Annotated in this window: 18 protein-coding genes and 2 pseudogenes; 12 read left to right on the top strand and 8 right to left on the bottom strand. The window is 63.7% G+C overall.

All coding sequences use genetic code 11. The features are described from left to right. Positions 1 to 234: 234 nt before the first annotated feature. Positions 235 to 3,348, top strand: a complete 3,114-nt coding sequence (locus OKW29_RS14515) for a transglycosylase domain-containing protein (protein WP_429291545.1) — start codon at positions 235 to 237, stop codon at positions 3,346 to 3,348. Positions 3,349 to 3,353: 5 nt separating this feature from the next. Here OKW29_RS14515 and OKW29_RS14510 read toward each other — a convergent pair whose 3' ends face one another. The 5 genes from OKW29_RS14510 to OKW29_RS14490 form a co-directional block, all read right to left on the bottom strand. Next, positions 3,354 to 4,598 carry an ROK family transcriptional regulator gene (locus OKW29_RS14510; protein WP_429291544.1) on the bottom strand — a complete coding sequence of 415 codons (1,245 nt, stop codon included), beginning with the start codon at positions 4,596 to 4,598 and terminating at the stop codon, positions 3,354 to 3,356. Positions 4,599 to 4,640: 42 nt separating this feature from the next. Further along, positions 4,641 to 5,444 (bottom strand): ATP-binding cassette domain-containing protein, encoded by an 804-nt coding sequence (locus OKW29_RS14505; RefSeq protein WP_184062996.1) that lies wholly within the window; start codon positions 5,442 to 5,444, stop codon positions 4,641 to 4,643. A 20-nt stretch (positions 5,445 to 5,464) separates the two neighbouring features. Beyond that, positions 5,465 to 6,454 (bottom strand): ABC transporter permease, encoded by a 990-nt coding sequence (locus OKW29_RS14500; protein WP_018423405.1) that lies wholly within the window; start codon positions 6,452 to 6,454, stop codon positions 5,465 to 5,467. Positions 6,455 to 6,551: 97 nt separating this feature from the next. Beyond that, complete coding sequence (locus OKW29_RS14495) at positions 6,552 to 7,556, bottom strand: sugar ABC transporter substrate-binding protein (RefSeq protein ID WP_429291543.1); 1,005 nt, start codon at positions 7,554 to 7,556, stop codon at positions 6,552 to 6,554. A gap of 628 nt (positions 7,557 to 8,184) precedes the next feature. After that, positions 8,185 to 9,228, bottom strand: coding sequence for a LacI family DNA-binding transcriptional regulator (locus OKW29_RS14490; protein WP_184062991.1), 1,044 nt, complete (start codon positions 9,226 to 9,228; stop codon positions 8,185 to 8,187). A gap of 193 nt (positions 9,229 to 9,421) precedes the next feature. Here OKW29_RS14490 and OKW29_RS14485 point away from each other — a divergent pair, with 193 nt between their 5' ends. The 5 genes from OKW29_RS14485 to OKW29_RS14465 all read left to right on the top strand — a co-directional run bounded on the left by OKW29_RS14485 (position 9,422) and on the right by OKW29_RS14465 (position 15,821). After that, positions 9,422 to 10,588, top strand: a complete 1,167-nt coding sequence (locus OKW29_RS14485; protein WP_429291542.1) for an ABC transporter ATP-binding protein — start codon at positions 9,422 to 9,424, stop codon at positions 10,586 to 10,588. Between the two features lie 20 nt (positions 10,589 to 10,608). Continuing rightward, positions 10,609 to 12,588: a beta-galactosidase gene (locus OKW29_RS14480; protein WP_429291541.1), complete on the top strand. Its 1,980-nt coding sequence runs from the start codon at positions 10,609 to 10,611 to the stop codon at positions 12,586 to 12,588. A gap of 85 nt (positions 12,589 to 12,673) precedes the next feature. Next, complete coding sequence (locus tag OKW29_RS14475; protein ID WP_429291540.1) at positions 12,674 to 13,927, top strand: ABC transporter substrate-binding protein; 1,254 nt, start codon at positions 12,674 to 12,676, stop codon at positions 13,925 to 13,927. Between the two features lie 57 nt (positions 13,928 to 13,984). Then, positions 13,985 to 14,959, top strand: a complete 975-nt coding sequence (locus OKW29_RS14470; RefSeq protein WP_187626433.1) for a carbohydrate ABC transporter permease — start codon at positions 13,985 to 13,987, stop codon at positions 14,957 to 14,959. A 10-nt stretch (positions 14,960 to 14,969) separates the two neighbouring features. Then, positions 14,970 to 15,821 (top strand): carbohydrate ABC transporter permease, encoded by an 852-nt coding sequence (locus OKW29_RS14465; RefSeq protein WP_018423397.1) that lies wholly within the window; start codon positions 14,970 to 14,972, stop codon positions 15,819 to 15,821. Positions 15,822 to 16,118: 297 nt separating this feature from the next. Here the strand turns inward: OKW29_RS14465 and OKW29_RS14460 are convergent. Continuing rightward, positions 16,119 to 16,874, bottom strand: a pseudogene (locus OKW29_RS14460) (hypothetical protein); the annotation flags it as partial. 232 nt (positions 16,875 to 17,106) lie between these two features. Here OKW29_RS14460 and OKW29_RS14455 point away from each other — a divergent pair. From OKW29_RS14455 to OKW29_RS14430, 6 genes and pseudogenes are all read left to right on the top strand, one after another. Next, a complete protein-coding gene (locus tag OKW29_RS14455; protein ID WP_429291539.1) occupies positions 17,107 to 17,439 on the top strand; it encodes a DUF2322 family protein in 333 nt (110 codons plus the stop codon). Between the two features lie 246 nt (positions 17,440 to 17,685). After that, complete coding sequence (locus OKW29_RS14450; RefSeq protein ID WP_429291538.1) at positions 17,686 to 17,976, top strand: hypothetical protein; 291 nt, start codon at positions 17,686 to 17,688, stop codon at positions 17,974 to 17,976. Between the two features lie 50 nt (positions 17,977 to 18,026). Beyond that, entirely contained in the window at positions 18,027 to 18,170 is a 144-nt protein-coding gene (locus tag OKW29_RS14445; RefSeq protein WP_429291537.1) for a hypothetical protein, read from the top strand. Positions 18,171 to 18,267: 97 nt separating this feature from the next. Next, the gene (locus OKW29_RS14440) at positions 18,268 to 18,495 is read left to right on the top strand and encodes a hypothetical protein (protein WP_018423381.1); all 228 of its coding nucleotides are present in this window, start codon (positions 18,268 to 18,270) and stop codon (positions 18,493 to 18,495) included. Between the two features lie 353 nt (positions 18,496 to 18,848). Then, entirely contained in the window at positions 18,849 to 19,793 is a 945-nt protein-coding gene (locus OKW29_RS14435; RefSeq protein ID WP_429291536.1) for a M23 family metallopeptidase, read from the top strand. A 617-nt stretch (positions 19,794 to 20,410) separates the two neighbouring features. Then, a pseudogene (locus OKW29_RS14430) lies at positions 20,411 to 21,130 on the top strand (sterol desaturase family protein); the annotation flags it as partial. Positions 21,131 to 21,313: 183 nt separating this feature from the next. On the opposite strand, the gene OKW29_RS14425 reads toward OKW29_RS14430, so the two are convergent. After that, positions 21,314 to 22,459 carry an MFS transporter gene (locus OKW29_RS14425; protein ID WP_429291535.1) on the bottom strand — a complete coding sequence of 382 codons (1,146 nt, stop codon included), beginning with the start codon at positions 22,457 to 22,459 and terminating at the stop codon, positions 21,314 to 21,316. Beyond that, positions 22,456 to 23,250 carry a DeoR/GlpR family DNA-binding transcription regulator gene (locus OKW29_RS14420; RefSeq protein WP_429291534.1) on the bottom strand — a complete coding sequence of 265 codons (795 nt, stop codon included), beginning with the start codon at positions 23,248 to 23,250 and terminating at the stop codon, positions 22,456 to 22,458. The genes OKW29_RS14425 and OKW29_RS14420 overlap by 4 nt, the downstream gene beginning before the upstream one ends. Between the last annotated feature and the right edge of the window lie 92 nt (positions 23,251 to 23,342).

The following is a 23,342-nucleotide window of genomic DNA, read 5'->3' as shown; positions in this document are numbered from 1 at the left end:
GGCAAGGCCCGCCAGAAACGGCAAAACCGCCCGAAAAGGCGGTTTGTTATTCGTGTGAAAAGAGCTTCAATATCTCATGCCGGTTCGCGTTTTGTCATCCGACGCCAGCAGGTGTTGTAGCCGCGACACTGTCGCATCAATCCGAACCGATGAGGGTTTCTCGTTCCGAGCTACACTGGTTTGAATGAACTGAGCCAGGCTCGACGCCCTGGCCATCGCTCGGGGAGAGCAGCCATGAATCGGCCACCGCTTCGGTTTCCGCTTCGCGTGACCAGCACCGTGCCCGTGCGGAGTTGGCGTTGGCTCAAATGGGGGCTTGGCGCGTTTTTGCTGCTCGCGGTGGCGCTGATTGCGCGGCTCGTGCAGATCGAGATCGAGACCTCGCGACTGCAGGCGCGGTACCTTTCCGAGCTGACCCGCGACGTCGCTTTTTCGGTCACCGACGGTCCCAGTCATTCCATCCGCTTTCCGCAAGCCGACAAGGGCCCGTACGACGCGCGCCTCGGCTACGCGCTGTTGCCGGCTATCCAGCAGCGTCTGTTGCAACATGGCTTCGAAATCAGCTCGCAGGCGCGCGATTCAGAACGCATGCTTTCGCTAGCCGATGACGGCCTGTTCCTGCCTTACGACGAAAAAGACACGGCCGGCCTGCAATTGTTCGACGGCACCGGCGTGCCGCTATACAGCGCTCAGTTTCCCGGTCGCGTGTACGACAGCTTCGGCGCGATTCCGCCGCTCGTAGTGAACTCGCTGCTGTTCATCGAAGACCGCTATCTGCTCGATCCGGATCAGCCGAACCGCAATCCGGCGATCGACTGGGGGCGCTTCAGCCGCGCGCTCGTCGACCAGGGCGCGCGCGTGTTCGATCGTCATCAGCAGACGCCCGGCGGCAGCACGCTCGCGACGCAGATCGAGAAATTCCGTCACTCGGCGGGGGGCCGCACCGCGACGCCGCCGGAAAAGCTGCGGCAAATCGCGTCGGCGTCGGTGCGCGCTTATCTGAACGGACCGCAAACGCTGCCGGCGCGCGAACAGATCGTGGTCCATTATCTGAACTCGGTGCCGCTTGCCGCGCAGCCCGGCGTCGGCGAAATCAACGGTATCGGCGATGGGCTCGCCGCCTGGTATGGGCGCGATTTCCGCGAGACCAACCGGCTGCTGAAGGCGCCGTCGACCGATGCAAATCTGCCCGACCAGGGTCTGGCGTTTCGCGAAGTGCTGTCGCTGATGATCGCGCAGCGTGCGCCGTCGTTTTTTCTGCAGCGCGGCTATCCCGAGCTCGAACGGCTGACCGACAGCTATCTGCGGCTGCTCGCGAGTGGCGGTGTGATCACCGAGCAGTTGCGCGACGCGGCGCTGGCGGCGCACGTCGAACTGCATCGCGCGCCGCGCAGCACACCGGATCTCGGTTCGTTCGTGTCGCGCAAGGCCGTCACGTCGATGCGCTCGCATCTGCTCGCCGCGCTCGGCGTGCGTAGTTTCTATGAACTGGACCGCCTCGACGTGCAGGCGACAGGCACGCTGAACAATGACGTGCAACAAGCCGTTGCCGAGCGCCTCGCCGCCGCCGCGACGAAAGACGGCGCGAAGGCCGCGGGTCTCGTCGGCTACGAAATGTTGCGCGGGTCCGACGATCCGTCGCATATCGCCTACAGCTTCACGCTGTTCGAGCGGCAAGGCGACGCGAACCTCGTGCGCGTGCAGACCGATAGCGTGAACCAGCCGTTCGACATCAATTCCGGCGCGCGCCTGAACCTCGGCTCGACCGCGAAACTGCGCACCGTCATCACGTATCTGCAGATCGTCACCGATTTGCACACACGGTACGCATCGCTGAGCAATGCCGAGCTGAAGGCGATCACGCCCGATCCGAACGATCGGCTGACGCGCTGGGCGATCGACTATCTGCTGCACACTCGCGACCATTCGCTGCAGCCTATGCTCGACGCCGCCGTCGAGCGTAAATACTCGGCGAGCCCGGGCGAAACGTTCTTTACGGGCGGCGGCGCGCAGACCTTCACGAACTTCGAGTCCGACGACAACAGCCGCATCCTGACCGTGCATCGCGCGTTCCAGCATTCGGTGAACCTCGTGTTCGTGCGGCTGATGCGCGATATCGTGCACTATGAAATGGTGCAGACCACCGGGCCGTCGTCGCAATGGCTCGGCGATCCGGCGACCCGCAAGATGTACCTGACACGTTTCGCCGATCAGGAAAGCCGCGTGTACATGAAGCGTTTCTACACGAAGTACCACGGCAAGACGCCTGATCAGCAGATCACGCTATTGCTGCTCGGGGTGCGCAAGTCGCCCCCGAAAGTGGCGACCGCGTTGCGCAGCGTCGCGCCGGATCAATCGAACGCGTGGTTCAACAAGATGATGTACGCGGCGCTGAAGAACACGCCGGCGGCTTCGATGCTCGACGACGAAGATCTCGCGAATCTGTACGACAAGTACGGGATCAACCGCTTCAATCTGAACGACCGCGGCTATATTTCGAGTGTGCATCCGCTCGAACTATGGACGCTGAACTACCTGCGCTCGCATCCGGATGCGACGCTTGCGCAGATCGAAGCCGCGAGCCAGGACGTGCGCCTGTCGACTTACTCGTGGCTCTTCAAGACGCGCTATCACGTGACCCAGGATCACCGCATCAAGCGCATGGTCGAGCTGCGCGCCTACGACGCGATCGGCAAATCGTGGCAGGCGCTCGGCTATCCGTTCGCGACGCTGACGCCGTCGTATGCGGCGGCGATCGGCGCGTCGGGCGATCGTCCGGCGGCGCTCGCGCAACTGATCGGCGTGATCACGAACGGCGGCAACAAGGTGCCGACCGAAACGCTGACGCAAATCGACTTCGCGAAGGACACGCCGTACGAAACGCATTTCAGGCGCGCGGTGGTCGCGCCGCAGCAGCAGGTGTCGCCGGAGATTGCTGGGGAGGTGCGGATGCTGTTGCGCGACGTCGTGACGGGTGGCACCGCGAGGCGTCTCGCGCAAGGCATGACGTTCCCGGACGGCGAAACGCTCGAAGTCTATGGCAAGACCGGCACCGGCGATCAGCGCTTGAACGTGTACGCGAAGGGCGCGCGGTTGATCGAGTCGCGCAAGGTGAATCGCAGCGCGACCTTCGTGTTCGCGCTCGGCGACCGCTTCTACGGCACGTTGACCGCGTGGGTGCACGAGCCGTATGCCGCGCGTTACGACTTCACGAGTGCGCTGGCGGTGCAGTTGCTCAAGTCGATGGCACCGGCGTTGCAGCCGTTGCTCGATAAGCCGGTTCAGAAAACGGTGATGGCGGCGCCGGCGGGATCGACGCCTGCGGCGACGAAAGTTGCCGCGCAGTGAATCGCTCACCGCTCGTCATAACCTGCCTCCGACGCCGCCGGCTTCAGGAACAGCTCATGCACCGGCGCGAAATGCGCATATAGCGGCAGAATCGCACCGCCCATCGCGCGGGCATCGGCGCCGATCGCGCCTTCGAGCAATTGCGGCCGCACCATCCCTTCCCATTCGAAACGATCGAGCACGCGCTCGGTGCGGCGAATGATCTCGCGCAGCAGTAGCCGGTCGAACTCGCCGTCGATCACGACGGCTTCGAGATCGAGCAACGCGGCCGCATTGGTTAGCGCGTTCGCGATCGCCGGGCACGCGCTGTCGAGCCATCGCTCGGTATGCCGCCACAACTCGGGCGACAACGCGCGATGATCATGCGCCGCGGCCGCCGGCGCGCCCGCATCGCTGAACAGTCGTTCGAGCACGAAGCCCGATGCCGCGTGCAGCAACTGCCGCGCGGGTTTGCGTGCGCCGCCTTCGCGCAGCGGGATCGAACCGACCGCGCCCGCGTTGTCGTGCGGACCGCCATGCAGACGTCCGTCGATCACGAGACCCCCGCCGATGAACGTGCCAACGAACAGATACAGGAAGTTGTGGATGCCGCGGCCCTGGCCCATCACGAGTTCGGCCGCGCAGGCGGCCGTGGTGTCTTTGGCGAACTCGACGGGCAGGCCGGTTATCGTCGCGATGCGCGCGCGCAGATCGATGTCGTTCCAGGCGTCGAGCGCGTCGGGCGGCGCGCCGAGAAAGTCGCGCCAGCCGCCGAGCCACAACGGCGCCGCGACACCGACGCCGACCACCTTGCCCGCCTTCGCGCCGAGCGTTTGGTTCACGCGCGCGAGTTTGTTTTCGAGCGCGGGGAACAGCGCGCGCGGATCGGGATACGCATACTCGAATACGTCGCGGCATACGATGCGCCCGGCGAAGTCCATCGCGAGCACGTCGAGACTGCGGCGTCCGACCTTGATACCGATCGTGTACGCGCCGTCCGCGCACAACGCGATCGGCACCGACGGCTGGCCGATCTTGCCGCGCAAGCGCGCGTGCTTTTCGAGCAGGCCGTCGGCGATCAACCGGTCGACGATCATCGACACCGTCTGCATCGAAAGACGCGTGAGGCGGCCGACCTCGGCCTTCGGCAGTGGTCCATGCAAGCGGATCGTTTGCAGCACGATGCGCTCGTTGAATTGCCGCATGCCGACCTGATTCGAACCGACCGTGCGTTTGACCGGCGAACGCCTGCTGGTGCTGGGGGTGTCCATTGTCGTGTACCGGCCTCGTGGCTCAGCGGATTGGGCGGCGCGTCATGCGATCGCCTTCACGTCGGCTTCCTTCGCGCCGGTCATGATCGCGACCGCTTCCGACATGTGCACATCCTTCGTATTGACGAGCGCCGCGCGCCGGCCGAGCCGCTGGATATGGATGCGGTCCGCGATCTCGAACACGTGCGGCATGTTGTGGCTGATCAGAATCACCGGCAGGCCACGCTCGCGCACGCGCCGGATCAGTTCGAGCACCATGTTGCCTTCCTTCACGCCGAGCGCGGCGGTGGGCTCGTCCAGAATCACCACGTGGCGCGCGAATGCCGCGCTGCGTGCAACGGCGACGCCCTGGCGCTGGCCGCCGGACAGCGTTTCGACCGCCTGGCGCATCGAGCGGATGCCGATTTGCAGATCCTTCATGGCGGCGGTCGCTTCGTCGAGCATGCGGCGCTTGTCGATCATCTTGAACAGCGAGCCGCGCCAGCCGGGCTTCAGCAATTCGCGGGCGAGAAACAGGTTTTCGGCGATGCTCATCGCCGGCGCGACGGCGAGTTCCTGGTACACGGTCTCGATGCCTTGTGCGCGCGCATCGAGCGGACTGCGGAACTTGACCGGTTTGCCGTCGAGCAGAATCTCGCCTTCGTCGGGCACCGTGGCGCCCGAGAGCGCCTTGATCAGCGACGATTTGCCCGCGCCGTTGTCGCCGATCACCGCGAGGATCTCGCCGGGCAGCACTTCGAAATCGCAACCGTCGAGCGCGGTCACGTTGCCATAACGTTTGACGAGCCCGCGTGCCTGCAGAACCGGCATCGCAGCGGACATGGAAGAGGAGGTGGAGGTCGACATGACAGGGCTCCTGTGCGGGATCAACGGCCGCGGTGCGAGAGTTTATCGGCGGCGACCGCGAGAATCACGAGGATGCCGGTGATCAATACCTGGTACACCGAGGAAACACCGATCAGCGTCAGGCCGTTACGGAATACGCCGACAATCAGCGCTCCAAGCAAGGTGCCGACGATCGAGCCGCGTCCACCGAACAGACTCGTGCCGCCGAGCACGACCGCGGTGATGCTGTCGAGGTTCTCGGTTTGCCCGGCCTGCGGATCGCCGACACCGGTGCGCGCTACCGACAGCAGCGCGGCGATGCCGTAGATCGCGCCGGCAAGCGTGTAGACGGTCAGCAGAATCCGCTGCGACGACAGGCCCATCAGTCGCGCGGCCTCGGCGTTGTTGCCGAGCGCGTACAGATGCCGGCCGGGCACCGTGTCGCGCAGCACGAACCACGTGGCCAGATACATCAGCAGCGTCAGCACGGTGCCGTACGTGACTTCCGCCGGTCCGAGCCTGAACGTGCTGCCGAGGAACATGATCGCATCGGGCAGGTTCGACACGCTTTCCGCGTTCGAGTAGATCTGCGTGAGCGCAAACGCGATGTTCAGTGTACCCAGCGTGACGATGAACGCCGGCAACTTGATGCGCGTGATCAACAGACCGTTCAGTAAGCCGAACAAGGTGCTGGCGCCGATGCCGCACAGAATCGCGAGGATCGGCGGCACGCCGAGCACGACCGCGAACTTCGTCATGATGATCGAGCCGAAGGCCATTACCATGCCGCAGGACAGATCGATGCCACCGGTCAGCACGATCAGTGTCTGGCCGATCGCGATGACCGCGACGACCATCGTCTGTTGCAGGATCAGCGACAGGTTCTGGAACGATAGAAAGCGGCTGCTCTGCGAGATAAAGAATGCGCAGGCCAGCACCAGCGCGATCAGCGGTCCGATTTCGGACAGCGACGGCAGGTGCTCGGTGAAAGACGGGCGCGGGCGGCCGGCGGGCGCGGAAGGGGTCGACATGATGGCAGTCCTCGGTACATGAGCGTGACATGAAGGTCACGCGGCAAATCAATTGGCGGCCCGGCGCGACGCGCAACGGGCCGCTGTGCAATGCGCGTTACTTGTTGCCCCAGCAGTTGTCGAGGCCGAACTTCGTGTCTTTGCTGTCGATGCCGGACATCGGCTTGTCGGTGATCAGCGTGACGCCGGTGTCCTGATAACCGGAGACCTTCTTGCCGGTTTTCGCGTAGTCGACGCCGGCGGTGACGCCGAGCGCGGCCATCTTCAGCGGATACTGCTGCGAGGTCGCCGCGATCGCGCCGGCCTTCACGTTGCGCACGCCTTCGCAACCGCCGTCGATCGACACGATCATCACCCCCTTGTCCTTACCCGCCGCCTTCAGCGCGCGATACGCGCCGGCCGCGGCCGGTTCGTTGATCGTGTAGACCACGTTGATGTCGGGCGCTTTCTGCAGGCAGTTTTCCATCGCCGTCTGGCCTTTCGCCTGATCGCCGCGCGTGTCCTGGCTGCAGACGATCGACGGATCGCCTTCCTTGACGCCGAAGCCTTCGAGGAAGCCGTTGTGGCGCAGCACGCCGACCGACACGCCCGGCGCGAGATCGAGCGTGGCGATCTTCGCGGGCTTGCCGTTCAGCGCGGCCTTCGCATATTTGCCGATCAGCACGCCGGCCTTGAAGTTGTCGGTGGCGAACAGGGCGTCGGTTGCGTCCTGCGGATCGGTCGGCGTATCGAGGGCGATGACCATCACACCGGCCGCGCGTGCCTTCTTGATGCTCGGCACGATCGCCTTGGTGTCGCTCGGCGTGATCAGGATTGCTTTCGCGCCGGCCGTCATCATGTTTTCGATCGCGGTGACCTGACTCGCGTTGTCGCCGTCGAACTTGCCGGCGGCCGTGATCAGTTTCGCGCCGTCTTTCGACGCGGCCGCGTCCGCGCCCTGGCGCATCTTGACGAAGAACGGGTTCGTATCGGTCTTCGTGATCAGACCGATGACGGGCTGGTCGGCGGCCTGACTCGCGCTTGCGCACCACAGCGCCGCTGCCGCGGCGCACATCGACGCGATTGTCCTGGCGACAGGACGCCTGTGGAAATTCCGATTCATGAGACGCTCCTCCGGTTATTGGCAACGACGTATGGGACTGCAGATAGATCGAAACTGCGAAGCTGCGGGCTTGACGTTTGACGATGACGCTTCGATGCAATGTGGTCCGAAGGAAATCGCCTAAATCACTTTGGTTGATTTAGTACAGCAGGCGCGCGATCGCTCGTCAAGGAAATGTGAACGCGGGAAATCGCTGCGCAGCGAACCGCGTGCAGGCTGAGAGCCTTGTGTGGTAACACTTTGGCGCCGTGCTGCAGTGCGAAGCGGCGCTTCTCGGCTTGGGGAAAGTCCTGGCTCGTCTGAAAGCAGGTTGAAATGTCAACGATGATTTTTCAATGCAATTCGCGGTGCGTAACGCGCTTTTTCAGTGGGCGCTGGATGTTTGCGAGAGGTTGCGGCGGAACAGCGCTTGCTCGCGTCGACAGAATGCGAACCTTTCGGAGAGACCCATGCCTTCGCACTGGTGGCAGCGACGACTTTCTGGTCACCGTGGCGTTGGCGGCGCTCGCATGCGAAACGGTCCAGGCGCGCGTCCGGACGTTTGCACAGGTGTCGTTCGCACCACGCATCGGCGTGCCCGCGCAATTGCGCGTTACTGCAACCTTGCGGCGCGGCTGTAACCGCCACATCAACGCGAACGCGGTGCGGCCGTCGACGCGCGCACGACCAGTTTCGGCTCGGACGAAATCCGCATCGGCACGGGCGCCGGCATGTCCCGCGCGGCGCGTCCCGGCTGTCCGTACGAAGTCTCGATCAGCTCGCGCAGCAGTTCCACTGCAAGTCCGGCGACCTCGACCGTCGGCACCGCCACCGTCGTCAGTGCGGGGCGCGACTCGCGCGCGAGCTGGATGTCGGTGATGCCGATCACGGACAGATCGTCCGGCACGCGCAGGCCGAGATCCGCGGCCGCGTGCATCGCGCCGAGCGCAGGCAAATCATTGGTCGCGAAGATCGCGCTGAGTTGCGGATCGGCTTCGAGCAGCGCGCGGGCCGCCAGGTAGCCGCCGTGGATCGTGTCGGCCGCGTGTCGCACACGATTTCTCGTCACACCGGCCGCGCGCAACGCGTCGACGAAACCTTCGAAGCGCGCCGCGTGAATGCCCGACGCCTTGCTGCCGACGATCGCACCAAAGCGCCGATGCCCGAGCTCGAGCAGATGCTCGCCGGCCAGTTGGCCGGCCAGCCGGAAATCGACCGCGACGCACGGCAGCCCGGGCGGCTCGGTGGGCCGCTCCCACATGCACAGCACGACCGGCGTGCCGCGCGCTTCGGTCTCGTGCAGATCGGCGAAATCGAGGTTCGCGTTGGTCACGAGCACGCCTTCGGACAAGGTGCCGGCGATCTGGTCGAGGTACGCGCGGCCGCTTAGCGGATCGTCGTTGGTATTGCAGATGATCACGAAGTGGCCGCTCGTACGCGCAGCGCGTTCGACCGCGAGCGCGAACTCCGGATAGAACGGATTCGCGATGCTCGACACCATCAGCGCGAGCGTCGGCGCGCGGCCCTCGGCGAGCGCGCGTGCGGCGAGATGCGGGCGATAGCCGAGCGCCGCGACTGCCTCGAGCACGCGTTGCCGGGTCGTTTCGCCAACGCGGCCGCGCTTGCGCAGCACGTTGGACACCGTCGCTGGCGTGACGCCGGCATGACGCGCGACTTCGCTGAGTGTGGGCATGATATGGTCAGTATTTGGGATGGCTGTCCGACATTTGCGTCGCGGCGCGAGGCGCGGCAACATCTGTCATCGAACCAACGTACAAAACGATATCGGAGACAGACCAACGATCGCCTTGCGATCGATTTTTCGGTCATGCTGATTAAGCGCTTAATCTCCGACTTCGCGCCGATTAAATCACGGAGTCGATGCAATGGCGAGCATTTCGTTACGAGGCGTGCAGAAGGCGTATGGCGACGGTGCGCCGGTGATTCGCAACGTCGATCTGGACATCGGCGAAAACGAGTTCTGCGTGTTTCTCGGCCCGTCGGGTTGCGGCAAGTCAACGCTGTTGCGCATGATCGCCGGGCTCGAGGATGTGACCGACGGCGACCTGTCGATCGGCGGGAAGATCGTCAACGACGTGCCGGCCGCGCAGCGTGGCGTAGCGATGGTGTTCCAGAGCTATGCGCTGTTTCCGCACATGAGCGTGTTCGAGAACATGGCGTTCGGCCTGAAACTCGCGAAGACCCCGAAGGATGAAATCGAGCGCAAGGTGCGTGAAGCCGCGCGCATCCTGCAACTCGAGGCACTGCTCGAGCGCAAGCCGAAGGCGCTGTCGGGCGGGCAGCGGCAGCGCGTCGCGATCGGCCGCGCGATCGTTCGCGAGCCCGGCGTGTTTCTGTTCGACGAACCGCTGTCCAATCTCGATGCAACCTTGCGCGGACAAACGCGCGTCGAAATCGCGCGTCTGCATAAGCAGTTTGCGAAGGCGAGCGTGGTCTACGTGACGCACGATCAGATCGAAGCGATGACGCTCGCCGACAAGATCGTGCTGCTGCATTCGGGCAAGGACACCGAGCGCTACGGCAGCATCGCGCAAATCGGCGCCCCGCTCGAGCTGTATCACCGCCCGAAAAGCCGCTTCGTGGCCGGCTTTATCGGCTCGCCGCGAATGAATTTCCTGCCGGGCAAGGTGGCGTCACTCGATACGCAGGGCGTGCTCGTCACGCTCGATCACACCGGCGAGAACGTGCGTGTGCCGGTCAGCAGCGCCGGATTGCAGCCAGCTCAGCCGGTCACGTTCGGCGTGCGTCCCGAGCATCTCGAGTTCGTCGATGCATCGGCCACGACGAATGCGGCCGCGTCGCAAGACGGCGTGCTCGCGCGCACCGTATCGCTCGTCGAGCAGCTTGGCGAACACAGCTACGTGCACCTCGATCAACCCGGCGGCGCCGTTCTGATCGCCAAGGCGCCCGGCAACACGCGCCTCGCTCCAGGCGATCGCGCGAGCCTGCGGGTGTCGCGCACGGCCTGTCATCTGTTTACCGAGGACGGTTTCGCGGCCGCGTCGCTCGAATCCGTCGAACACTACGCTTGAAAAACACTGGGGACATAGGGATGCGTCTTGGAGTCTGTTATTACCCGGAGCACTGGCCCGAGTCGATGTGGGACGACGACGCGCGCCGGATGAAAGCGCTCGGCATCGAGCAGGTGCGGATTGCGGAATTCGCCTGGAGCCGGATCGAGCCGACTCCCGGCGAATACGACTGGGGCTGGCTCGATCGCGCCGTCGACGTGCTCGGCGCGGCTGGCCTGAAGGTCGTCATGTGTACGCCGACCGCGACGCCGCCGAAGTGGCTGATCGATCGTCATCCGGAGATCCTGCCGATCGGCGCCGATGGACGTCCGCGCGCGTTCGGCTCGCGGCGTCATTACGACTTCTCGTCGCCCGCGTATTTCGAGGCGTCGCGTCGTATTTGCACGGCGGTGGCCGAGCGTTACGGCAAGCATCCGGCGGTCGCTTTCTGGCAGACCGATAACGAATTTGGCTGTCATCACACGGTGGTCAGTTATTCGCCGGCCGCAGTCGCGCGCTTTCGCGAGTGGCTGAAGGCGCGTTATCGCACGATCCAGGCGTTGAACGAGACGTGGGGCACCGTGTTCTGGAGCATGGAGTACCGCGGCTTCGAAGAAATCGACGCGCCGGTCGGCACCGTGACCGAGGCGCATCCTTCGCATCGTCTCGACTACCGGCGCTTCGCATCCGACGAAGTGGCGCGCTACAACCGCATGCAGGTCGAGATCATTCGCGCGCATTCGCCGGGGCGGCCCGTCGCGCACAACTTCATGCAGCTCTTCACCGAGTTCGATCACTACAAGGTCGCGGCCGATCTCGACGTCGCAACATGGGACAGCTATCCGCTCGGCGCGCTCGAAGAGCAGTGGTTCGCGCCGGACATCAAGGCGCGCTGGTTGCGCAGCGGTCATCCGGACTTCGCGTCGTTCAATCACGACGTGTATCGCGGCATGTCGAAGCTGCCGTTCTGGGTGATGGAGCAGCAGCCGGGTCCGGTGAACTGGGCGCAGTGGAATCCGGCGCCGCTGCCGGGCATGGTGCGGCTGTGGAGCTGGGAAGCGTTCGCCCACGGCGCGGGCTGCGTGTCGTATTTCCGCTGGCGTCAGGCGCCGTTCGCGCAGGAGCAGATGCACGCGGGTCTCAATACGCCCGATAACCGGCTCGACGTCGGCGGCAATGAAGCATCGCGGGTGGCGTCCGAAATTCACGCGGTGCTCGCCGCGAACGCCGATGCCAATGCGTCGATCCGCTCGAAAGTCGCGCTCGTCTACGACTATGAAGCGAAGTGGTTGTTCGAGATTCATCCGCAGGGCGCGGACTTTCACTATCCGCGGTTCGCGTTCGAGTACTACTCGGCTTTGCGCGCGCTTGGACTCGACGTCGATGTCGTGCCGGCCGATGCATCGTTCGATGGTTATAGCCTCGTCGTCGTGCCGCCGCTGCCGGTCGTGCCCGACGATTTCGCCGAACGTCTCGCGCGCTCGGGCGCGCAGGTCGTGCTCGGTCCACGCACCGGATCGAAGACGCGCGAGCTGCGGATTCCGGCGAATCTGCCGCCGGGCGCATTGGCGTCGGTGCTGCCGCTGCGCGTGTGGCGCGTCGAATCGATGCGGCCGAACGTGACCGAAGCGGTGGTGCTGGAACAGCAGGGCGGTGCCGCCGAGGGCTTCGCGCGACACTGGCGCGATTTCATCGACAGCGATGCATCATCTTCATTCGACGTGCGCGCGCGTTTCGCGGACGATCATCCGGCGTACGTGCGAAGCGGCGCGTATCACTACTTCGCGAGCCTGTTCGACGACGCCTTGACCGTGCGCCTGTTCGCGCGCATCGCGCAGGAAGCGGGCCTCGAAACGCAGGCACTCGGCGACAGCGTGCGCATCAGCCGTCGCGGCGGACTGACGTATGTGTTCAACTATGGCGATCGAACCCACGCGCTCGACGACATTTCCGACGACGCATTCGTGATCGGCTCCCGGGAGGTGGCGCCGCAAGGGGTAGCGGTCTACCGCTCGCAATAGAAGTCCGGCCTTGGCAATTCCACGCAGTCATTCGATATAGAAGCGACAACGACGTAAAAACCATGGAATGAAGGAGACAGTCAGGATGAAACTGAAACCACGCAAGATTCTGTTGGCGCTCGCGCTGGCCGCGGTTGCCGCGGGGACCTCGGTCGTCGGCACCGCGCAGGCGGCCACGCTCGCGCTGAACATCGCGTACAAGGGCGCGAGCCAGCGCGCGGTTTGGCAGCAGGTGGTCGACGAGTTCAAGAAGGCGCATCCCGGGATCGACGTGAAGGTATCGTTCATCGATGAGGAAGCCTACAAGGTTCAGTTGCCGGGTTGGCTTTCGACTGTCGCGCCCGATATCGTCAACTGGCACGACGGCGAGCGTATGGCGTATTACGCGCAGCGTGGCCTGTTCGAGGATCTGACCGGCGACTGGCAGAAGAACGGCTGGAACGACATGTATGCGTCGACGAAGGAAGCATCGTCGTACAAGGGCAAGCAGTATGCCGCGCCGACCGTGTACTACTCGTGGGGGATGTTCTATCGCAAGGACCTGTTCGAGAAGGCCGGCATCAAGGGCGAGCCGAAAACGTGGGACGAGTTTCTCGACGCCGCGAAAAAACTGAAGGCCGCGGGCATTACGCCGATCGCGGTGGCGGGCCGCGATGCCTGGACGCTGGCCGGTTGGTTCGATTATCTCGATCTGCGCCTGAACGGCAATGCGTTTCACCAGAAGCTGATGGCCGGCGAAATTCCGTACACCGATCCTCGCGTGAAGAAGGTCTATACGACGTGGAAGCAACTGATCGACGACGGCTACTTCATCAACAATTCACTGTCCTACGATCTCGACGCGGTGCAGCCGTTCCTGTTCCAGGGCAAGGCTGCCATGATGCTGATGGGGACGTTCATCGCGGCGGGTTTCCCGGACAACGTGAAGCCGCAAATGGGGTACTTCCAGTTCCCGATCATCGACTCCAAGGTGCCGACCGCCGAGGACGGGCCGGTCGAATCGCTGCATATTCCGTCGAAAGCGAAGAACAAGTCCGATGCGCACACGTTCCTTGCGTTCGTCGAGACGCCTCAGATCGGTGCGCAACTCGCAAAGGGACTCGGCTCGTTGTCGGCGAACAGCAAATCGCCGGAGCCTGAAGATCCGATTTCGAAGATCGGCTTCCAGATCCTGTCGAACACGAAGGGCGGCATTGCGCAGTTCTACGATCGCGACATGACGAAGGAAATGGCCGACGAAGGGATGAAGGGGATGCAGCAGTTCGTCTCCGATCCGTCGAAACTGGACGACATCCTCGCGCAGCTCGAGCAGACGCGTCAGCGTATCTACAAGAAGTGAGCGGCGGCGGCCGCAAGGCCGCTGTCCGATGCATCGGATTGGATCGGGAGATTGATCGTGTCGCATTCCGTCAGCCGTCATAGCGTCGACGGTCCTGTTGAACCCGGCGGCCCGGGCTTGCCGGCGTCGAGCGGTGCGCTGGGCGGCGCGTCGGTCGCGTCGCGCCGGCGCGGCCCGACGCCGACCGCGCGGCGGCAGCGGCGCGCCGCGTTCCTGTTTCTCGCGCCGGCCTGCTTCATGGTGGCCGTGTACGTGGTGTGGCCGATCCTCTCGACGATCCGTCTGAGCTTCTTCAACTGGGATGGGATGACCGAGCCGACCTTCATCGGCCTCGCGAACTATATCGAGCTGGTCCATACGCCCACGTTCTATACGGCGCTCAAGAACAATCTGATCTGGCTCGTGCTGTTTTTGCTCGCACCGCCGATGGGCCTCGCCGTCGCGCTGTATCTGAATCAGGCGGTGGCGGGCATCCGTATCGTCAAGTCGCTGTTTTTCGCGCCATTCGTGTTGTCGGGGGTCGTGGTCGGACTGATCTTTTCATGGTTCTACGATCCGACCTTCGGCCTGCTCGCGATGATGCTCGGCCACGGCGTGCCGGTGCTCGGCGATCCGCGCTATGCGACGCTCGGCATCGTGTTCGCGGCGCTGTGGCCGCAAACCGCGTACTGCATGATTCTTTATCTGACCGGCTTGACCACGTTGAACGCCGAGCAGATCGAAGCTGCGCGAATGGAAGGCGCGCAGGGCTGGTCGATGCTCTGGCATGTAATCCTGCCGCAGTTGCGGCCTACGACGTTCATGGCGATCGTCGTGACGATCATCGGCGCGCTGCGCAGCTTCGATCTGATTTCGGTGATGACGGGCGGCGGTCCGTTCGAAAGCTCGACGGTGCTCGCCTATTTCATGTACGACCAGGCGATCAAGTACTACCGCATCGGCTATTCGGCGGCGATCGCGGTGGTGCTGTTCGGCATCATGCTCGTGTACATCGTCTATCACCTGCGGCGGATGCTGCGCGCCGAGCAATGAGGAGCCGCTGATGTTTCCGATTCCGATCGACAAATGGAAGCCGGCCACGCGCCGCGCATACAAACTGACGTTGCCGATTGCACTCGTGATCTGGCTGTTGCCGATGATCGCGGTGCTGGTCACGTCCGTGCGTTCGACCGAAGAACTGAGCGAGGGCAACTACTGGGGATGGCCGAAGCACTTCGCGATGTTCGATAACTATCGCGAGGCATTGACGACGTCGCCGATGCTGCATTACTTCTGGAATAGCGTGCTGATTACGGTTCCTTCCGTAGTGGGTTCGATCGCACTCGCGGCGATGGCCGGCTTTGCCTTGGCGATCTATCGCTTTCGCGGCAATTCGACGTTGTTCGCGACGTTCGTCGCGGGCAACTTCGTGCCGATCCAGGTGCTGATGATTCCGGTGCGGGATCTGTCGTTGCAACTCGGTCTGTTCAATACCGTGAGCGCGCTGATTCTGTTTCATGTGTCGTTCCAGACCGGCTTTTGCGCGCTGTTTCTGCGCAACTTCATCAAGCAGCTGCCATTCGAGCTGGTCGAGGCGGCGCGCATCGAAGGGGCGAACGAGTGGACCGTGTTCTTCAGGATCGTGCTGCCGCTGATTCGTCCGGCGCTCGCGGCGTTGGCGATCCTCGTGTTCACGTTCGTGTGGAACGATTATTTCTGGGCCTTGTGTCTGACGCAAGGCGACGACGCCGCGCCGATCACGGTCGGCGTGGCCGCGCTGAAAGGGCAGTGGACGACCGCGTGGAATCTCGTTTCGGCGGGATCGATTCTGGCGGCGCTGCCATCGGTCATGATGTTCTTTGCGATGCAGAAGCATTTCGTCGCGGGTCTGACGTTTGGCGCGACGAAGGGGTGATGCTGTTCACGCGTGGCGCTGCCGCGTAGAGAAGGGTTGCCCGCGGAAGCGGGCTTTTTTTCGGCGCGGCGAACCGCTGCTCGCACGCTGACTTCTCGATCAACGCTTTTCAGCTGACGCCGGGTTGACCCGCTGCATAACGGCGTTCAACGCCGCGCGCGCACTATCGAGAGGCCGCTTGCCTTCGCCGACTTCGCTCGCGAAGTCCAACTTCTGCTACCGGTATGGCTGCTACCCCTATCAACCATCGAACGAGGCCTTCCTGCCTGAAAACAGGAAGGAACGCGCCTGCCGCTATCAGGCCGGATCAGCGTACTTCAGCGTCCACGTCAGCGTGCGGCTGGCGCGGCCCGTCAACGCGAACGGGTTGGTCGTACAGGCGAAGTTGGAGTGCAACTGTCCAATCGGCGTGGTCGACAGCGGGTTCGTCGCACCGTTCACCGTATCGAACTGTGACAGCGCGCAACTATCGAGACCCATGGCGGCGTAGTTCGTCGCGGGGCTATTCGTGTAGCTGACCGAGTAGCCGTCGCTATTCGCCGTCGTGTTCTGGAAGTCCGCGAACGACGTGTAGTCCGTTTCCACCGCGAGGTTGCCCGTCAACGTGTCCGAGCTCAGCGTATCGGTGCGCGTGATCGAGCCCATGGCGAACGTCATCACGGAGTGCACCTGCAGATCGAGATCCGTCGTGTACAACGCGTTCCTGGCCGCTTGCCTGAACTTCGCGGAGTCGAACGTGACGACCACCTGACCATTGGTTTCCTGCACGTTCAGATTCTACGTGACCGGGATATAGGTTTTGCCGTTGTACGTGACCTGCGGAATCATCAGCGCATAGCCGAGGTCAGTACGTGCCGTACGCGAGATTGTCCGAGAACGGCGCCGGATAGTACGGCGTGTACGAGTTGTAGGCGGGCGCCGGGCTCAGGTTCAGGTTGATCACGCGCTTGCCGTCGCGCACCGTGATCAGCGCGGCGCTATACGGATGCGCGGTATCGCTTGGCTGTTGTACCAGGTCAGCGTGTAGTGCGGGAACGCGTCGAGGTAAGACTGCATAGTCGAAGCATTCACGCGTCGTGGAGCCGACGCATTGCTTTCGCCTCCATGCCGACTTCCTTCGCTTTTCTTTGATCTGTCGAGACCGGGGTCCATGCGAAAAATTGCCAGGAATACCAGGTACCAGATGCGCGTGCCGATCCGTCGTGGCCACCAATTCGCTCGCTCGCCGCCCATCGGATAAGATACGGCCCGCCATGCATTTTTTAGAACGGAAGGAGTGGTTTCAATGATCGAACCGAGCAACGTTTTCAAGGAAAATCTCACCAGAATGCCGGCGATCGACGGCATCGCACGCATCGATCTGGTCAATGGCAGCGGTACCGTGGTCACTAGCATCGAGAACAAACCTGGCAAGCAGGGCTCGCTCGCGGTGTACAACTACCTGCGCGGCGCGTTCGGCACGCTCGACGCGAAGGCGGCCGAACACGGCCTCGCGCTGTTTGCCGAGCATACGGCCGACGCGCGCAACCGTCCGGGCGCGCATCCGAACGTCGATCACCTGCTGGCGATTGCCGCTGGCGGCGAGGCACTGCGCATCGATGTTGTTCCGGCAGCTTGAGGCCGCTCAAAGTCTCTTCCGCGCCGGCAAGGTAGACGTTTTCCTGCCGCTGCCGCGAATTCCAACGCACTGGCGACGGGATTTGCGGCTCACCTGCGCTAATTACTCGGTAAAAACCCTTGTTTTTCCCGAAGCCCCCGGATTGGCTTCAGATTCGGCTTCTGTTCGGTGAATTGAAACGCGGGGGGCGGCGCACACTGGGTTCGTCCCGTCGCGTATATCGCGCTTTTCCGTCAGGAGCCCCGGATGTCTTCCCGTCACAACAAACCCCACCGGTTCGACGCCGACCTGCCGGAACTTACCACCTCGGAACGGGATCAGCCGACGCCGGGTCCGGACGACCCCGCGATGCGCGAACTGCAACGCGGTTCCGAAGCCATCGTGCGTCTCGCCACGCAGGCACACGCAGCCGTCGCCCGAAGCGACGAAGCGGGCGCGCAAGCCGCGCGCCAATCGCTCGAAACGCAGCTGACGTTCACGACCGCCCTGATCGATGAGCTGCTGTTCGGTGCGCCCGAGCGGTCCACGCTGCATTGACAGCCTACGCGGCAGCATCACCGTATTAACCCGCAGTTCCGGAAACTGACATGAGCGCTTTGACCGTCATTCTTTGCATCTGGGCCATGGTCGCGTTTTGCGCGGTCCTGTTCATCCGCGGCGCGAGTCCGCGCGTCGAGCGTAAGGCGGAGCAGCCGCGTGCTCGTCCGTCGCGCTATTCGATCGCAGAGTAACGCGCACGACCAACGACGCGGAACCAACGGGGTAACATGAGGAGCGCCGGCGCCACTGCCGGCCGGCACCGACGATGTTCCCCACGGAGGTTCCCGTATGGACACACATTCGATTCTCGGCATGCTGCATGCCGAAGAGGCTTTGCTGGTCTCCATCGTGCGGTCGCTGCCCGACGATATCAGGCGCAGGATCGCCAACGACTTTCACGAGCAGGCGCAACTCGCCGAAAGCTCGCATCTGAATCCCACCACGAACCGCGAAACGAGCGACGCGTTCAAGGCCCATGTCCGACGGCTGTCGAACATGCTTGCTTCGTTGTCGTAACCCGGTCCACGTCCGCGCGGCCGAGTCGAATATTCCGGCTTGTTTTCTCGTCGGCGCAGCGCGATTGCGCCGTCATGCCCGTCGTGCCTCAGCGGCCAAAGTTCGAGCGCGCGCCCTCGCCGCATCGCAGGCTCATTTGGGGGCAGCTTAAGGCTGACTTAAGAAAGCAACCATAGGCTGCCCCGAGCCTCATGCAGCGTCTTACGCAGTGCCTGGAGACGCTGATTCAACGAAACCACCTCGCCGTGCGTGCCTTTCGCGCATGCGATGGTCGACAGTCGTTCCTGACCATGCCTCTATCTGTAGCTCGTCTTCTGTCGGGGCGCGCCAGCAAAATCATTGTCGTATGCGCAATGAGCTCGGCGTGCGCCGCCTATCTCGTCACTCATGAACGCGCCGCGCGCAACGGCGACCCCGACGTCTCGCTCCTGAGCAAGGACTCGACGCAGGCCGTTGCCCGCGTGCCGATACCGGCGTCGGCACCCGCACCGGTCGTGCCCGCTGCGCAAGCTCCCGCGTACACCGTGAGGGAAGCGCCGGTCGAGCGTACATTCGCGGCGGCCGCGCAGAGCATCGGCGTCGATGTGGGCACTACAGCCATTCTGTCGCGCGCGTTTCGCGACGAGCTCGATCTGTCGCGCGATCTGCAACCTGGCGACCGCGTGCGCGCCGTATTCGACACCGATAGCGACAACAGCAAAGACGCATCGCGCGAACCGCTCGCGGTGCGCATCATGCGAGGCTCGACCGCGCACGACGTGTTCCTTCAGAAAAATCTTCACGGCCAACCGGTCTACTACTCGAAAGACGGCGTCAGCCCAGGGCCTGCGTTCGAGCGCTATCCGCTCGACTTCACGCGCGTGTCGTCGGCTTTCTCGTTGCGCCGCTTCGATCCGGTGCTGCATCGTTGGCAAAGTCATGACGGTGTCGACCTTGCCGCGCCGGTTGGCACGCCCGTGCGTGCCACCGCGCGCGGCGTAATCCGCTTTATCGGCCGTCAGACCGGTTATGGCAACGTGGTCGTCATTCAGAACCCCGCACCGTTTTCTACGACGTTCGCGCATCTGTCGCACTTCGCGAAAGGACTGCGCTCCGGCAGCCGCGTAATGCGCGATCAGGTGATCGGCTATGTCGGCAAGACCGGTTGGGCGACCGGACCGCATCTGCATTTCGAGGTCCACGTGAACGATGTGCCGCAGGATCCGCTCAAGGTCGACCTGCCGCAGAAGAGGTCGCTTGCCGGCGATGAATTACGGCAGTTCGAGTCGCGTGTCGCGCAATTGACCGCGCTGCTGTAAGCCGCTTGCCGTCTCAACTTTGCGACACGCCGGTCCGCATGATTCAGGCGCGCTTTCGTCGCATGACGTGTCGGCATGTTGACTGGTACGGGTCGCAAACCTTGGTCCGTCAATGCGCGTTCGGGTATTCCCGCGCGCGTCGAACGACGTGTACGAGCCAGCACGAAGGCGTCGAGGCATCCCCGCGGCGTCTCATTTCCGATGCATTGCGTGCGATCAGGCCCGCTTCGAAGTGCCCCGGCAGGCATTTCTCCATACGTAGCAAGCCTTCATTCCAGCATGGCATAGCCATTGCAATGACGAATGCACAAGAACTACACATGTTGCAGCCGGGATTTCAAGCAGTGAACAAATGCCGACGGCAGCAAAAGTCTTCGCGATTCGCGCTCGGGGAGCGTGGCGCAACTTGCGAGGTGGGGCGGGGCCAATAGCAAACGGATGTCGACAAACAACGACGACGCAAGCGGACGATACGGCTGCATCTAACGTCCGCTCGCGATCTTGACGGCGTGAAGCGATGACCCCGCCATTTTTTTTCGTGCTCGCGGGTGAAGCCGAATTCGCGGCGGGCCCCCGCTAAAGGGCGCTTGCGCGCCGGCCGGCGGGCTGCGAAGATCATGCTAACGACCGCCGCATCAGGGAATTCCATGTTAGCGTCGAGCCCGTTTCCCGCATTGCTGCACCACGCGAGCCTGTGGCTGCAAGCGTACGCGCTCGTGCTGGTCATGATGGGCGTCGGTGCGTTGCTCGAGCGTCGCTGGCCAGCCGCATTGCTGCAATCGCGCGCGGGGCAGCGTCTGAACATGGCGTATGCGGGTCTGTATCTGGCGTTGGCGGAAGCCACGAAGCCGCTGACGGCGGCCGCGAGCGTCGCGATCGTCAATGCACTCGGCGGCGGGATGGTAGTGCTGGTGTCGCGCGGGTGGGGCGCGCTCGCTTCGTTCGTGATCGTGCTGCTGACGATCGATTTCCTCGAATACGCGTTTCATCGCTTGCAGCACACATGGCCCATCCTGTGGAAGCTGCATTCGCTGCACCATAGCGCGGTGGATTTCAACGTGACGATCACGTTGCGGCATCATTGGATAGAAGTGCTGCTCAAGGGCTGCCTGCTTTATCCGCTCGTCGGCGTACTGTTCAAGGTCGAGCCGTGGATCGTCGGTGCGACCTCGATCGTGTTCATGTTCGGCAACTATTTCGCGCATCTGAATCTGCGCATGGACCTTGGCCGCTACGTCACGTGGGTCAACAATCCGCAGTATCACCGGCTGCATCACTCGATTCGCGCCGAGCATTTCAATCACAACTTCACGCAGCTATTGCCGATGTGGGATCACGTGTTCGGCACGCGTTGGGTGCCCGCGAAACACGAGTGGCCCGCCACCGGTCTCGACGATGGTACGCAGCCGAGCTCGCTGCTCGGCGCGTTCAGCTGGCCATTGGGTCAGCATGCGGCAAGCGATGCGTTACCCGTTCGCAAGCCGCTTGCCGTGCTCGACAAGAAAGCGAAATAACGCTGGCTACGCGGGTTGCGCGGCGCGCACCGCCTTGCCGCCCAGCAGCGACACGATCAGCGTGGCCATCAGGAGCACGCCCAGCGCCGCGCGCAGGCCGAGCACGCCGGCACCGAAACCAATCAGCGGCGGCCCGACCAGAAAGCCCGCATAGCCGAACGTGGCCGCCATCGACACGCCGATCGCCGGCGTCGCGCTCGAGCGACCCGCCGCGCTGAAAATCACCGGAACGATATTCGCGAGACCGATGCCGACCATCGCGAAGCCGACGCACGCGGTCAGCACCGTCGGCAGGCTCAGCACGAGCGCGAGTCCGGCGAGCGCGATCAGACCGCCGAGCGCGACGACCTTGCTCGAACCGAAGCGCCGCACCGATGCATCACCGGCGATCCGGCAGGCCGCCATCGAAAACGCGAACGCGGAGTAGCCGATCGCGGCGACGCTCGCTTCCTGGTTCAACGTGGAGCGCAGGTACACCGCGCTCCAGTCGGCCACCGCGCCTTCGACGAGCATGCACATGAACGCGAGCAGCGCCAGTTTCATCACGCTGCTGTCGGGCCATGCGAAGCCGCTCGACGCGGCGGCCGCGCGCGGACCGATATCGCGCAACGCAAACGACGCGGCGAAAATGATCAGGGCCGCGATGAACAGATCGGGCGCGAACAGTCCGCCCACGACGCCGACGCCGCTTTTCTGCAACATCGCGCCGCTCGCCGCGCCAAGCAGGCCGCCCGCGCTCCACGCGGCATGAAACGACGACATGATCGGCGCGCGCCAGCGTGTTTCGATCGCGCTCGCATGTCCGTTCATCGACACGTCGAGCGCGCCGTTCGACGCGCCAAGCGCAAACAGCACCACGCACAACGTCAGCATGCCCGGCGCGAGCGCGGGCAACGGCAGCGCGATCGCGAATGCCGCGCCGAGCAGCGCGGTGGCGCGGCCGCTGCCGATGCGCGGCGCGAGCTGTCCCGCGAGCGGCATCGCAACGATGGCGCCGAGCGCGAAGCAGAACAGCGCGATGCCGAGCGAGGTGTCGCTGAGCGCCAGGCTTTCCTTGATGCGCGGCACCTCGACCGCCCATGCGCCGATGCCGAAACCGTTGGCGAGAAAGACGGCGAGCGTCGCGATGCGTTCCCTGACGAGTGAGTTCATGGGCGTGCCGTCATCACGTTATCGCAGACGGCCTGGAGGCTCGCGACACGCGCGTGCGGCACGTCCGCTTCGACGAACAGATAATCGACGGCCGAAACAGGCGCTACCGCGAACGGCGCCGCTGTCATGAGCTTTTCCGAGGTCAGTGCGATGGCGATCTGGCTACTCGCTTTGACCATCGCGCGTTTCAGTTCGGCGTCCTCTGCGTCGAATACGGCGACGCCTTCGTCGGGGTCGAAGGCGCAGGCGCCGAGAAAACAGAGGTCCGCGCGGATCTGCTGGATCTGCAGCAGCGCGGTCGCGCCGAGCGAGCCCGCCGCGCCGCCGGCGATGCGGCCGCCGATCAGGATCACGTCGATACCCGGGCGGTTCAGCAGCCGCGCGCAGGCCTCGGGCGAATTCGTGACGACGCTCAGGCCGGCGTTGTCGGGCAGCGCCGACGCGATCGCGACGTTCGTCGTGCCCGCGTCGAGCAGCACGATCTGTTTCGGACGAACGATCGATACGGCCGCCGCGGCAAGGCGTGCCTTGCGATCGACGGCCTCATGCATGCGCAGCGCCGCGGGTTTGTCGGCGGGCGACATCAGTAGCGCACCGCCGTACACGCGCTTGCAGTGCCCCTGATCCGCGAGATCGCGCAGATGACGGCGCACGGTGTGCTCGGAGATCTGCAGCTCGGCGGCCAGCTCGGCCGCGAGCACGCGACCATGCGTGCGCAATCGCTCCAGAATCAGTGCTTCGCGCTGCTCGGGCAGTAGCCCGTTGATCGCATCTTCCCGGGTTCGCTGCATGGATCTCGTCTCCATTTCGGCGTGAATCGATCATAATCGAGCAAAATATATCGTAAACGCTCGTGGCGCGCAAGCGGTGCGCCCCGGCTCGT

This window comes from Paraburkholderia sp. CI3 (genome assembly GCF_050436505.1).
Classification (GTDB): domain Bacteria; phylum Pseudomonadota; class Gammaproteobacteria; order Burkholderiales; family Burkholderiaceae; genus Paraburkholderia; species Paraburkholderia tuberum.
The sequence above is the reverse complement of the archived record's forward strand: the minus strand, read 5'-3'. Positions and strand labels throughout refer to the sequence as shown.

Excerpts from the sequence above, each read along its gene's own strand:
- OKW29_RS14515 (WP_429291545.1), top strand. The coding sequence starts at position 235 with ATGAATCGGCCACCGCTTCGGTTTCCGCTTCGCGTGACCAGCACCGTG.
- OKW29_RS14510 (WP_429291544.1), bottom strand. The coding sequence starts at position 4,598 with ATGGACACCCCCAGCACCAGCAGGCGTTCGCCGGTCAAACGCACGGTC.
- OKW29_RS14505 (WP_184062996.1), bottom strand. The coding sequence starts at position 5,444 with ATGTCGACCTCCACCTCCTCTTCCATGTCCGCTGCGATGCCGGTTCTG.
- OKW29_RS14500 (WP_018423405.1), bottom strand. The coding sequence starts at position 6,454 with ATGTCGACCCCTTCCGCGCCCGCCGGCCGCCCGCGCCCGTCTTTCACC.
- OKW29_RS14495 (WP_429291543.1), bottom strand. The coding sequence starts at position 7,556 with ATGAATCGGAATTTCCACAGGCGTCCTGTCGCCAGGACAATCGCGTCG.
- OKW29_RS14490 (WP_184062991.1), bottom strand. The coding sequence starts at position 9,228 with ATGCCCACACTCAGCGAAGTCGCGCGTCATGCCGGCGTCACGCCAGCG.
- OKW29_RS14485 (WP_429291542.1), top strand. The coding sequence starts at position 9,422 with ATGGCGAGCATTTCGTTACGAGGCGTGCAGAAGGCGTATGGCGACGGT.
- OKW29_RS14480 (WP_429291541.1), top strand. The coding sequence starts at position 10,609 with ATGCGTCTTGGAGTCTGTTATTACCCGGAGCACTGGCCCGAGTCGATG.
- OKW29_RS14475 (WP_429291540.1), top strand. The coding sequence starts at position 12,674 with ATGAAACTGAAACCACGCAAGATTCTGTTGGCGCTCGCGCTGGCCGCG.
- OKW29_RS14465 (WP_018423397.1), top strand. The coding sequence starts at position 14,970 with ATGTTTCCGATTCCGATCGACAAATGGAAGCCGGCCACGCGCCGCGCA.
- OKW29_RS14455 (WP_429291539.1), top strand. The coding sequence starts at position 17,107 with ATGATCGAACCGAGCAACGTTTTCAAGGAAAATCTCACCAGAATGCCG.
- OKW29_RS14450 (WP_429291538.1), top strand. The coding sequence starts at position 17,686 with ATGTCTTCCCGTCACAACAAACCCCACCGGTTCGACGCCGACCTGCCG.
- OKW29_RS14445 (WP_429291537.1), top strand. The coding sequence starts at position 18,027 with ATGAGCGCTTTGACCGTCATTCTTTGCATCTGGGCCATGGTCGCGTTT.
- OKW29_RS14440 (WP_018423381.1), top strand. The coding sequence starts at position 18,268 with ATGGACACACATTCGATTCTCGGCATGCTGCATGCCGAAGAGGCTTTG.
- OKW29_RS14435 (WP_429291536.1), top strand. The coding sequence starts at position 18,849 with ATGAGCTCGGCGTGCGCCGCCTATCTCGTCACTCATGAACGCGCCGCG.
- OKW29_RS14425 (WP_429291535.1), bottom strand. The coding sequence starts at position 22,459 with ATGAACTCACTCGTCAGGGAACGCATCGCGACGCTCGCCGTCTTTCTC.
- OKW29_RS14420 (WP_429291534.1), bottom strand. The coding sequence starts at position 23,250 with ATGCAGCGAACCCGGGAAGATGCGATCAACGGGCTACTGCCCGAGCAG.